Raw genomic sequence first — 12,497 nt, forward strand, 5'->3', positions numbered from 1 at the left:
TTTTTTAACAATACTCTTTTTTAGAGTATTGTTATTTCTTCTTTTTCTAATAAAATTATTTAAAAACTTATGTTAAAATTCTTCCTTATTACTAAAAAAGGTATAAATTGAAAGTTGGTGTATTTGATTCAGGGCTTGGAGGATTAACAGTTCTAAAATCTATTTTAAAAGTTTTTAGAAATGCTGAAATTTTTTATATAGCTGATACTGAGTATGCTCCTTATGGAGAAAAAAGTTCTCAAGAAATTTTAGATAGATGTGATAAAATCACAGCTTATTTACTTGAAAATTATGGAATTGAAGCACTAATAGTTGCTTGTAACACAGCAACAAGTGCCGCAATAAAACATTTAAGAGAAAAATTTCCATTTTTAATAGTAATTGGAACAGAACCTGGAATTAAACCAGCAATATTAAATACAAAAAGTTCAAATGTAGGAATACTTGCAACTCCAGCAACACTAAAAGGTGATAAATATCAACTTTTAGTAAATGAACTATCATCAATAAAAAAAGTAAAACTTTATGAACAAGCTTGTATTGGTTTAGTTGAACAAATAGAAAAAGGCGAAATAGATAGTTCAAAGACTTATTCTATGTTAGAAAATTGGTTAAAACCAATGAAAGCTTCAAATGTAGATACTATAGTTCTTGGCTGTACTCATTATCCTTTAGTTGATGATGTTATTAAAAAGATTATGGGAAAAGATATAGTTTTAATTGAAACTGGTGATGCAATCGCAAATAGACTATTAACTCTAAGTAAAGAAAAAAATCATATAAATCAAGGAGATTTGAAAATCTTGATTTTACATACAGGTAATATAAATATAAATATGGTAGAAACTATTTTAGAAAATGATAATATTGAAATTAGGAAATGTGAAATATGAATAAAGAAAAATTAGAAGATAAAGTTTTAGCTTTAAAATATAGACCTCAAAGATTTGAGGATTTAGTTGGGCAAAGTACAGTTTCTCAAACTTTATCTTTAGCTTTAGATTTGAATAGATTATCACATGCTTACCTTTTTTCAGGATTAAGAGGTAGTGGAAAAACTTCAACAGCAAGAATTATGGCAAAAGCACTTTTATGCTCAAATGGACCAACTTCTAAACCTTGTGAAGTATGCCCAAATTGTATAAGTGCAAACTCAAATAGACATCTTGATATTATTGAAATGGATGCTGCATCAAATCGTGGAATAGATGATATTAAAGATTTAATTGAACATACTAAATATAAACCAAGTTCAGCACGATTTAAAGTATTTATCATCGATGAAGTTCATATGCTTACAACTCAAGCTTTTAATGCTTTATTAAAAACTTTAGAAGAACCTCCTGGTTTTGTAAAATTTATACTTGCAACCACTGACCCATTAAAATTACCTGCAACAATTTTAAGTAGAACTCAACATTTTAGATTTAATAAAATAGCTTTTAGTGATGTAATTCATCATCTTTCACATATTTTAAATGAAGAGAATATTGATTTTGAAAAAGAGGCTTTAGAAATACTTGCAAGAAGTGGACAAGGAAGTTTAAGAGATACTTTAACTTTACTTGACCAAGCAATTATTTTTTCAAAAGGAAAAGTAAATACAACAAGTGTTGTTGATATGTTAGGTTTAATCGACCCAAAATTAATGGATAATATTTTTTCAATCATTTTAAATAAAGGTGATGTAAACGATATTATAAAAGAGTTAGAAATCTATGAAGTTTCTCAAATTTGTGATGAAATGACAATTTATTTAAAAGATAAAATGATGTCAAAAGATAGAAGATTTGATTTACTTTTATTTGATAGATTTTTTAGAATTTTAAGTGATGCAAAACATCTATTAGCAATAAATAGTGATGGAACTTTTGTATTGATTTTAACTTTTATGAAAATGATTGAAGCTACAAATTTAAAATCAATAGATGATATTATAAATCAAGTTGAAAAAATTGAGCCTAAAAAAGAAGTTATAATTGAAAAACCTGTAGTTAAAAAAGAAGAAAAAATTGAAGAGATAAAAATTCAAGAAAAAACTTTGATTATTGAAGAAGAGACAAAAATTGAAGAAGTAACTGCTTTTGATGAAGTTTTAATTCAAACAAATAATATTGTAGATTTAGGAATTACAAACTCAATTGAAACTATAAACTATTCTACACCATTTGATGAATTACCAATTGAAAAACCAGTTTTAGTCCAAGAAACAATAAAAGAAGAAAAAATTGAAGAGATAAAAGAGTTAGAAATTGAACCAATTTTTGAAGAACAAGTTTCAATAAATCTAATGCAAGAAGTTGAAGTAATTCCTTTGGAAGATGAGGAAGAGATTTATGAAAAAAATGATTTATATGACCAATTAACTGCAAAAGTATATGATAGAGATTATGCTTTAGGTGAATGTTTTGAAAAGAATTTCATATTTAATGGATTTGAAAATAATAAACTTCATATAATATCTTATGCCCAAGATGAGGATAGAAAACTTTTATATAAACATTTTGGGATTATAAAAACTTTTGCTCAAGACATCTTTGGGAATGATGTTGAACTAGATTTTAAAAAGGAAGAACCCTCCGTACTAGAAACAAATGAAAAAGTAGAATTACCTCAAGAAGAGGAAATTTTAGAAGAAAATGTTTTAGATATTGAAGAAACAAGTTCAATGTTGGAATCAATTGAGATGGGCGCAGGTTGTGTTGCTGATATGACAAAAAGTTCAGTCGTAACTCCATCTCAAAAAGAGTTAGAACTAAACGATTTGTTAAATTCAAAGATGTTGGATAAAGCAAAAGAGTTATTTGATATCAAAAAAATAACGGTAAAAACAAGAAGTTAAAATATTAACTTTTGATTAATATAAAGTAGATAGACTAGCAAATAGCTTTAAAAAAGGAAAAAATAAATGAATAAACTTTCAAAAATATTATCTTTAAGTGTTTTATTATCAGCTTCATTATTTGCAAATGATGATGTTGTTGTAGAGTTTGAAAAAACAAGAGTAGCTCAAAATCCAAATGTAAAAGTAATTGATGTAAAAATAAATACTAAAAAAGAGTTACCTTTAAGTGGTTGGAATGGATACATTTTAGATGTAAAAGCAAATGTACAAGGTAAAGAATTAAATGTTAAAGATATAATTTTCAGTGATGGTAAATATGTTGCTTTAGAGTTACTTGATGCTAAAACTGGAAAATCATTAAAAGATATGGTAACACCTAATTTAAGTGAAAAATATTATGATAAATCAAAATTAATAGCTGGAAATGCTAATGCAAAAGATAAAATTGTAATTTTTTCTGATCCTCTTTGTCCATTTTGTATGGACTATGTTCCTGACGTAATCAAGTATGTTAATAAAAATAGTGATTCAATTGCATTATATTATTACCATTTCCCATTAACAGGGCTTCATCCAGCAGCAGTACCTTTATCTAAAATAGTTGAAGTTGCAAAACATAAAGGTATAAAAGATGTTGAATTAAGAACTTATCAAATTGATTGGGAACCTTATTTTAATTCAAAATCAACTGATGAAAAAGTTATCTTAGATGCATTTAATAAAGAGTTTAAAACAGATATAAAACTTGAAGAGATAAATACAAAAGAGTTAAATGAAAAACTTCAAAAAGATATAGCAATGGGTGAAGAAGTTATGGTTCAAGGAACACCAACTATATTTGTAAATGGAGTAAAAGACTCTTCACGACAAAAGTATGAAACTTTAGGGAAAAAATAAATTTTATAAGAAGGTAATATGGAAAAATTAGTAATAGCAACAAGAAGAAGTCAACTAGCCCTTTGGCAAAGTGAATATGTAAAAGCAAGACTTTTAGAACATTATCCAAATATGCAAATTGAATTACAAGAGTTTGTAACAAAAGGTGATAAGATTTTAGATGTTCCTTTAGCTAAAATTGGAGGAAAAGGTCTTTTTACAAAAGAACTAGAAGTTGCAATGCTTGAAGGAAGTGCACATTTAGCAGTTCACTCTCTAAAAGATGTACCTACTCAATTTGAAGACGGTTTAATGCTTGCTGCTGTTACAAAAAGATTTGACCCAAGAGATGCTATTTTAAGCAATATTTATACTTCAATAGATGATTTACCACAAGGTGCTGTTGTAGGAACTACAAGTTTAAGAAGAAGAATGGCATTAAAAATTTTAAGACCAGATATTGTACTTAAAGATTTAAGAGGTAATATTAATACTAGAATTGCTAAATTAAATGCTGGTGAATATGATGCTATTATCTTAGCAGCAACAGGTATTCAAAAATTAAAAATTGAAAACGAAGTTAAATATTTTAATCCAATTTCAACTGATGTTATGATTCCTTCTATGGGACAAGCAACACTTGGAATTGAAACTACAAATGACCCAAAAGTATTAGAAATTGTAAAAGTTTTAAATGATGAAAATGCACATATTGAATCAACAATTGAGCGAAGTTTTGTTGATACGCTTCAAGGTGGATGTCAAGTTCCAATAGGTGTAAAAGCTACAATTATTGATGAAAATTCAATTAGAGTTCAAGCAATAGTTGGAATGCCTGATGGTAGTGAATATTTAAGTGAAGATATAACAGCAAGTATTAAGGATTTTGAAAAAGTTGGTCAAAAATTAGCTCAAAATTTTATAGACCAAGGTGCAAAGGATTTATTAGAAAGAGCTGAGAAATTAGCTTTTAAATAAAAGAGTTGTAGAATATTTTACCATTTTAAGGAGAGATAAAATGAGAATAAATGTTGAAGAAACGCTTTTTTGTTTGGTAGATGTTCAAGAAAAATTATTTCCACACATTTCAAATAAAGAAGAATTAGAAAAAAATTTACTAATTTTAGTAAAAGGTTTAAAAGCTTTAAATGTTCCATTTATTGTAAATGAACAATATAAAAAGGGAATAGGTGAAACAATTCCTTCTTTAAAAGAATTAGTTGATACTTATCCATCATTTGAAAAAACTACTTTTTCTTGTTGTCAAAATGAACCAACAATGGAGGCAATAAAAGCAGCTAATAAAAAAGTTGTGATTGTTGCAGGAATTGAAACACATGTTTGTGTTTTACAAACTTGTATTGATTTAATAGAAGCTGGATTAGAGGTTGTTTTAGTAACTGATTGTTGTAGTTCTAGAAAACAAAAAGATACAGATATTGCTTTACAAAGATTAATCCAAGCAGGAGTAATTCCAACAACTTATGAATCACTTCTATTTGAATTAACTTTAAATGCAAAAAATCCTTGTTTTAAAGAGATTTCAAATTTAGTAAAATAGAATTTTCTATTTTACTAAAGAATTTTTTCCTTCTTTTTTTGCTTTATACATTTTTTTATCTGCAAGACTCAATATTTCATCACATGAATCAAAATCTTTTGAAAATTCAACTAATCCAATACTTAAAGTAATTGCACCAAATTTCGTTTTAGAAAATTTATTTGAAGTTGTTTCCATAATTCTTTTTAAATAATCAGAAGCAAAATTTAAAGGTGTATTTATACTAATAATACAAAACTCTTCTCCACCTAATCTAAAGATGAAATCGATACCTTTTCTTGATTCATCAAGTAAAATTTCTGAAAAATGTTTTAATACAAAATCTCCACCTTCATGACCAAATTTATCATTTATACATTTAAAATCATCAATATCAATATAAGCTAAAGTTGCTTGAATAAAATCTCTTTTTACTTGAGCAAAAATATTAAAACACACTTTTGTAAAATATCTTCTATTATATAAATTTGTTAAGGTATCTGTAATAGTTAACTCTTCAAGCTGTTTTCTTATGATAGTATTCTCTTTTTCTAAAGCAATTCTTCTTAATTCTCTTTCAATTTTTCTTGAATAAATTAAAGCAATATCATCTAATTCTATAGGTAAATCTCTAATTTTTTTAGAATAAATTGCAATATGTCCTATACAATTTTGTTTTTCATCACTAATTGGTATTCCATAAAAGCTTTCAAATTTTTCTTCTAGTAAATCTAAAAAATTGTATTTTACATCTTCTTTAATTTTGATAATTTTATTATCAAATACAAACTTTCCAGGAATACCATTTAGGTCAATTATTTTTGGAATCTTTTCATTTGTAGAATAGATAATTTCAACTTTTGTTGTTGGATTAAAATCAATGGCCTTAGTTATATAAACTAAATCTGCTTGAAAAAGTTTTTTTATTTCTATTGCAGTATGTTCTATAAATTCATCACCAGTGTGATAAGAAGTAATTTCAAGAATAGATTTTAGGGCTTCATATGGATTGAATTTGAATAGTTTATCCAATATTTAACTCCATGAAATTTTTTGCTTATGGTAGCATAAAATATTTAAGTAGAAATAAAAAAAGCCTAGAAAGAATCTAGGCTTTTTTTGAAATGAGAAGATTTGTAGAATTAATCCATAGTTCCCGCTGGAACGTGAACATGACCTTCCATAATAATTCTTGCACTTCTACTCATAGTTGCTTTATCAACAACAAATTTTCCATTTTCTTCTTTAATAACTGCACCAACTTTTAAAGTTCCTGATGGGTGACCAAATTCAACAGCAGTTTTTTCTCCACCACCAGCAGCTAAGTTTACTAAAGTTCCTGGAATACAAGCAGCAACACCAATAGCAACTGAAGCAGTTCCCATCATAGCGTGGTGTAATTTTTGCATAGATAATGCTCTTACATGTAAATCTATTTCATCTGCTTTAACTTCTTTACCACTTGAAGTAGTAAAATCAGATTTAGGAGCAACAAAAGCAATTTTTGGAGTGTGTTGTCTTGTCTCTGCTTCTTTTAAATCAGAAATTAATCCCATTTTTAAAGCAGCATAAGATCTAATAACTTCAAATCTTGCAAGTGCTTCAGCATCATTGTTAATATCAACTTGAAGCTCAGTTCCTTTATATCCAATATCAGCAGCATTAACAAAACAAGTTGGAATTCCCGCTGTAATCATAGTTGCTTTAAATGTACCAATTCCTGGAACTTCTAAATCATCTACTAAATTTCCAGTTGGGAATAATTCTTCACTTGGGTCAACAGGTTCAGCAAATTCTAAAACGATTTCTTCAGCTGGGAAAGCAACACCATCAATATAGTAATCTCCCATTTCTTTAACCATTCCATTTTCCATTTTTACATAACATAAAATAGTTTTTTTGATATTTGCTTGCCAAATTCTTACACAACAAACACCATTTTCAGGTACATTATCAACTAATCCTTCTTTAATAGCAAAAGGTCCAACTGCAGAACTTAAGTTACCACAGTTTCCACTCATATCAACGAAATCTTTATCAATTGCAACTTGACAGAAATAGTAATCTACATCATGATTTGGAACAGTTGATTTTCCAACTAAAATAGCTTTAGAAGTAGAAGAAGTTGCTCCTCCCATTCCATCCATTTGTTGTTTATAAACGTCTGGAGAACCTACGATTCTTTGTAATAATTTATCTCTTTTTCTTGAATCTTCTTGTGCTTCTTTTGGTAAATCTGCAATATTAAAGAAAGTACCTTTTGAAGTACCACCTCTCATATATGTAGCTTTAACTTTAAATTGTGGTTGATATGCCATTCGTTTCTCCTTTTTAAATTTTAAAAATTAAATAAAAAAATCTTTGATTTCTCTAGTTAAGCTTTAGAACTAAAAAGCATCAATAGATGCTTTTTAGATATTTAATTATTTTGAAGATGCAATAACATCTTTAGCGAATTTTTGTAAGATTCCACCATTTTTGTAAACATCAACTTCAGCAGAAGTATCTAATCTACAAGTTACAGGGAATTTAACAACTTCACCATTTGCTCTTGTCATAACTACAGTTAAATCACATCTTGGAGTGATTTCACCTTCGATATCAAAAGTTTCAGATCCATCGATTGCATAAGTATGTCTTGTGTCACCATCTTTGAATTGTAATGGTAATACACCCATTCCAACTAAGTTAGTTCTGTGAATTCTTTCAATTGACTCAGCAATTAAAACTTCAACACCTGCAAGTCTTACACCTTTTGCAGCCCAGTCCCTAGAAGATCCTTGACCATAGTTAGTTCCAGCAATGATGATTAAAGGTTGTTTTCTATTTGTGTACTCTTCTATAGCTTCCCACATTCTAGATTCTTTACCTTCAGGCATAATTTTTGTTAAAGAACCTTGTTTAACGCTCCCATCTTCTTTTTTAACCATTTCGTTAAATAATTTAGGGTTAGCTAAAGTAGCTCTTGAAGCTGTATGGTGATCCCCTCTATGTGTTGCATAAGAGTTTAAGTCTTCTACTGGTAATCCCATTTTTAAACAATATTCACCAGACGCAGACGTTGGTAAAATTGCATTAGATGGAGATAAGTGGTCAGTAGTGATATTATCTGGGAATACCCCTAATGGTCTCATATTTTTTAATGCTGGCATTTGCATATATTCATCTTCCCAATAAGGAGGTTTGTTAATATATGTTGATTGAGTATTCCATTTGTAGAATGGAGATGCTGATGTTCCAGTTAATCCATTTCTTGCAAACATTGGATCATAAATAGCTTTATACATCTCTGGTCTAACATACTCTTTTTCAATTGCATCAATTTCAGCATCTGTTGGCCATAAATCAGCTAATTTAATATCTTTACCATTAGCATCTTTACCTAAAGAATCATTTTCAATATCAAATCTTACAGTTCCAGCTAATGCGTATGCAACAACTAATGCAGGAGATGCTAAGAATGCTTCTTTTACGTATGGGTGGATTCTTCCATCAAAGTTTCTGTTTCCAGATAATACAGCTGTTGAATAGATATCTCTATCAATAACTTCTTGTTGGATTTTTGGATCTAAAGCACCTGACATACCGTTACAAGTAGTACATGCAAAACCAACTACACCGAATCCTAATTTTTCTAATTCAGGCAATAATCCAGCTTCTTTTAAATAAACTTCAATTACTTTTGAACCTGGTGCTAATGAAGATTTAACCCATGGTTTTCTTGTTAATCCAAGTTCGTTAGCTTTTTTAGCTACTAAACCAGCAGCAATAACGTTTCTTGGGTTTGAAGTATTTGTACAAGAAGTAATAGCAGCAATTAAAATACCACCATCTGGAATTTTATCACCATCTTGTTTCCACTCTTTTACAATACCTTCAGCTTTTAAAGTAGAAGTTGGTACTAATTTATGTGGTTTAGAAGGTCCAGCTAAAGATCTTGAAACTGATGTTAAATCAAATTTTAAAGTTCTAGCATATGTAGCTTCTGCAAATGCATCTGCCCATAAACCATTAGCTTTAGCATAAGCTTCAACTAATTGACATTGTTTTTCTTCTCTACCTGTTACTCTTAAGTAAGAAATAGTTTGGTCATCAATAGCGAACATACCTGCACTTGCACCATATTCAGGAGTCATATTTGCAATAGTAGCTCTATCACCTAAGTTAAGGTATTTGATTCCTGAACCATAGAATTCTAAGTATGCAGAAATTACATTGTTTTCTCTTAAGAAAGAAGTTAATGATAATGCAATATCCGTAGCTGTAATTCCAGGAGCTCTTGTTCCTACGATTTCAACACCAATGATTTCAGGAACCCTCATATAAGAAGGATTTCCAAGCATTACGTTTTCAGCTTCTAATCCACCAACACCAACAGCGATAACACCTAGTGCATCAACGTGAGGAGTATGTGAGTCAGTTCCAACTAATGTATCAGGAGATGCAATACCATCATTTAAGTGAACAACTGGAGACATTTTCTCAAGGTTGATTTGGTGCATAATACCGTTACCTGGAGGAATAACATCAACGTTATTAAATGCTTCTTTAGTCCAGTTAATAAAGTGGAATCTATCTGCATTTCTTCTATCTTCGATATCTCTATTTTTTTGGAATGCATCTGGATCAAATCCACCACACTCAACTGCTAATGAGTGGTCAACGATTAATTGAGTAGGTACTACAGGATTTACTTTTAGTGGGTCTCCACCTTTACTTGCAACTGCTTCTCTTAATCCTGCTAAGTCAACAAATGCTGTTAAACCTAAGATATCGTGACAAATAACTCTTGATGGATACCAAGGGAAATCTTTGTCTGTTCTTTTTTCAATTAATTGTACTAATGAATCTTTTAAATCTTCAGAAGGACATTTTCTTAATAAGTTTTCTGCTAATACTCTTGATGTATAGTTAAGTTTTGCAAATGAACCTGGAGTGATATCTTCTACTGCAGATTTTACATCATAATACTTAACACCATCAACACCTGGAAGGTCTTTAAGATATTTTTCGTTTGTCATATTTTTATATCCGTATTAATATAGTTTTATGGGAATTTGGGCAAATGCCCACCAATTTTCAAGTAAGCTTTAAAAGCTTAACTTGAAAGTTTGAATTTAAAAATAGAATTATTTTCTATCTTCCATAGGAACGAATTCTCTTGGCTCTGGTCCAGTATACTCTGAACTTGGTCTGATAATTCTGTTGTTTGCTCTTTGTTCAAATGCGTGAGCAGCCCATCCAGCAGCTCTTGACATAATGAATAATGGTGTATAGTATAATCTTTCGATTTCCATGTAGTGGTAAATTAATCCACCGAAGAAGTCGATATTATCTGGTAAACCTTTTTCAGCTTTTACTTTGTCTCTGATAGCTTTTGCAATATCAAATAATTTAGGGTCAGAAGTTTCTAACTCTTTTAATTCGTTTGCTAATTCAAATCCAACTGGAGATCTTGGGTCTACATTTCTGTATACTCTGTGTCCGAATCCCATGATTTTTTCTTTTCTAGCAAATAATTCATCAACTGATTTTAATGCGTGCTCAACATTGTCGAATTGAAGAACGAATTTGATAGCAACTTCGTTAGCTCCACCATGTAAGTGACCTTTTAAAGTACCAATACCAGTTGTCATACAAGAGTAGATATCTGATAAAGTTGAAGCTGTAATTCTGTTTGCAAAAGTAGATGCATTAAATTCGTGCTCAGCATATAAAGTTAACATAGCGTTCATAGCTTTTACTTCAACAGCTAATGGTTTAGTCTCTTTTAATCTTTCTAAGATATAACCAGCGATTGTAGTCTCTTCAGATTTTAATTCGATTTCTTTACCATTTTTGTGCCAGTGGTGCCAGTAAACTAAAAATGATGGGAAAGCACCTAATAATCTAATGATTTTAGCCATTTGATCAGAAAAATCTTCTGCTTCTGGTTCAACACAACCTAAAGCTGAAGTAGCTGTTTTCATAACATCCATTGGATGAGAAGAAGCTGGAATTGATTTTAAAACATTTTTAACAGAAATTGGTAATTCTCTTCCTGCAATGATTTTTCTAGTGAAATCTTTTAATTGAGCTTTATTTGGTAATTCACCAACTAATAATAAATATGCTACTTCTTCAAAATTTGCTTTTAAAGCTAAATCTTGAATTGCATATCCTCTATAATTTAAACCATTTCCTAATCCACATGTACAAATTGCTGAACTTCCAGCTGTAACACCTGCTAATCCACCCATATTTTCTCCTTAGTTTTGTATATTCAAATTTTGTTTATTTGTAAAGCTAAAATTATTTAGCTTTACCTTTTGAAAATAATTCATCCATTTTTTGCTCATAAGCATGGTAATTTAACATATCGTATAATTCCATTCTTGTTTGCATTGTATTAAGAACACCTTCTTGTGTACCTTTATCTTTTAATTCTTGATATACAGCTAAAGCAGCTTTGTTCATTGCTCTAAATGCTGATAATGGATATAAAACCATTGCAATACCAACAGATGCTAATTCTTCAGTTGTAAATAATGGTGTAGCACCAAATTCAGTAATATTTGCTAATACTGGTACATTGATAGCTTCTGTAAATTCTTTATATTCTTTTAAAGTGTGAACTGCTTCAGCAAAAATTGCGTCTGCTCCAGCTTCAACGTAAGCTTTAGCTCTAGCGATTGCAGCTTCTTGACCTTCGCTAGCATGTGCATCAGTTCTAGCAATGATGTAGAATTCTGGGTCTAATTGCATTTTAGCATCAACAGCTGCTCTAATTCTGTCACACATTTCTTCAGTAGATACTAATTCTTTATTTGGTCTGTGTCCACATCTTTTTGCAGCAACTTGATCTTCAATATGCATACCAGCAGCACCAGATCTAATAAATTCTTTAACTGTTCTAGCAACATTAAATGCATGTCCCCAACCAGTATCAGCATCAACGATTAATGGAGTATCACAAATAGAAGTAATTCTTCTAATATCAATACATACGTCTTCAATCATTGTCATACCTAAGTCTGGTAAACCGTAAGAAGCATTTGCAATACCTCCACCTGATAAGTAGATAGCTTTGTGTCCTACTCTTGTAGCTTGTAATGCTTGGTAAGCATTAATTGTTCCTACGATTTGTAAAGGAGACTCTTGTTTTAAGGCTTCTCTAAATTTTTTTCCTGCGCTCATACACATCCTTTAAATTTAAGTTGAATGTCATTATACATGATTTATACATACAAGGATTGT

The 12,497-nt window shown here is 29.8% G+C and carries 10 protein-coding genes; 5 read left to right on the forward strand and 5 right to left on the reverse strand.

The annotated features are described in order from the left end of the window. Window positions 1-107 precede the first annotated feature (107 nt). The 5 genes from murI to AELL_RS02160 all read left to right on the forward strand — a co-directional run bounded on the left by murI (window position 108) and on the right by AELL_RS02160 (window position 5,282). Window positions 108-893 (forward strand): glutamate racemase, encoded by a 786-nt coding sequence (gene murI, locus AELL_RS02140; protein ID WP_118916360.1) that lies wholly within the window; start codon window positions 108-110, stop codon window positions 891-893. Then, window positions 890-2,842 carry a DNA polymerase III subunit gamma/tau gene (locus AELL_RS02145; RefSeq protein WP_118916361.1) on the forward strand — a complete coding sequence of 651 codons (1,953 nt, stop codon included), beginning with the start codon at window positions 890-892 and terminating at the stop codon, window positions 2,840-2,842. The genes murI and AELL_RS02145 overlap by 4 nt, the downstream gene beginning before the upstream one ends. A gap of 66 nt (window positions 2,843-2,908) precedes the next feature. Next, window positions 2,909-3,742: a thioredoxin domain-containing protein gene (locus AELL_RS02150; protein WP_118916362.1), complete on the forward strand. Its 834-nt coding sequence runs from the start codon at window positions 2,909-2,911 to the stop codon at window positions 3,740-3,742. An 18-nt stretch (window positions 3,743-3,760) separates the two neighbouring features. Further along, window positions 3,761-4,699: a hydroxymethylbilane synthase gene (hemC, locus tag AELL_RS02155; protein WP_118916363.1), complete on the forward strand. Its 939-nt coding sequence runs from the start codon at window positions 3,761-3,763 to the stop codon at window positions 4,697-4,699. A gap of 40 nt (window positions 4,700-4,739) precedes the next feature. Next, a complete protein-coding gene (locus tag AELL_RS02160; protein WP_118916364.1) occupies window positions 4,740-5,282 on the forward strand; it encodes a hydrolase in 543 nt (180 codons plus the stop codon). A 6-nt stretch (window positions 5,283-5,288) separates the two neighbouring features. Here the strand turns inward: AELL_RS02160 and AELL_RS02165 are convergent, their stop codons facing one another. The 5 genes from AELL_RS02165 to prpB form a co-directional block, all read right to left on the reverse strand. After that, window positions 5,289-6,293, reverse strand: a complete 1,005-nt coding sequence (locus AELL_RS02165) for a GGDEF domain-containing protein (RefSeq protein ID WP_164967205.1) — start codon at window positions 6,291-6,293, stop codon at window positions 5,289-5,291. 110 nt (window positions 6,294-6,403) lie between these two features. After that, on the reverse strand, window positions 6,404-7,579 hold the full coding sequence (prpF, locus tag AELL_RS02170; RefSeq protein WP_118916366.1) for a 2-methylaconitate cis-trans isomerase PrpF: 1,176 nt from the start codon (window positions 7,577-7,579) through the stop codon (window positions 6,404-6,406). 105 nt (window positions 7,580-7,684) lie between these two features. After that, window positions 7,685-10,282, reverse strand: coding sequence for a Fe/S-dependent 2-methylisocitrate dehydratase AcnD (acnD, locus tag AELL_RS02175; RefSeq protein WP_118916367.1), 2,598 nt, complete (start codon window positions 10,280-10,282; stop codon window positions 7,685-7,687). 108 nt (window positions 10,283-10,390) lie between these two features. Continuing rightward, window positions 10,391-11,500, reverse strand: coding sequence for a citrate/2-methylcitrate synthase (locus tag AELL_RS02180; protein ID WP_118916368.1), 1,110 nt, complete (start codon window positions 11,498-11,500; stop codon window positions 10,391-10,393). A gap of 52 nt (window positions 11,501-11,552) precedes the next feature. Beyond that, window positions 11,553-12,437: a methylisocitrate lyase gene (gene prpB, locus AELL_RS02185; RefSeq protein ID WP_118916369.1), complete on the reverse strand. Its 885-nt coding sequence runs from the start codon at window positions 12,435-12,437 to the stop codon at window positions 11,553-11,555. Window positions 12,438-12,497: the final 60 nt, after the last annotated feature.

This window comes from Arcobacter ellisii (genome assembly GCF_003544915.1).
Taxonomy (GTDB): domain Bacteria; phylum Campylobacterota; class Campylobacteria; order Campylobacterales; family Arcobacteraceae; genus Aliarcobacter; species Aliarcobacter ellisii.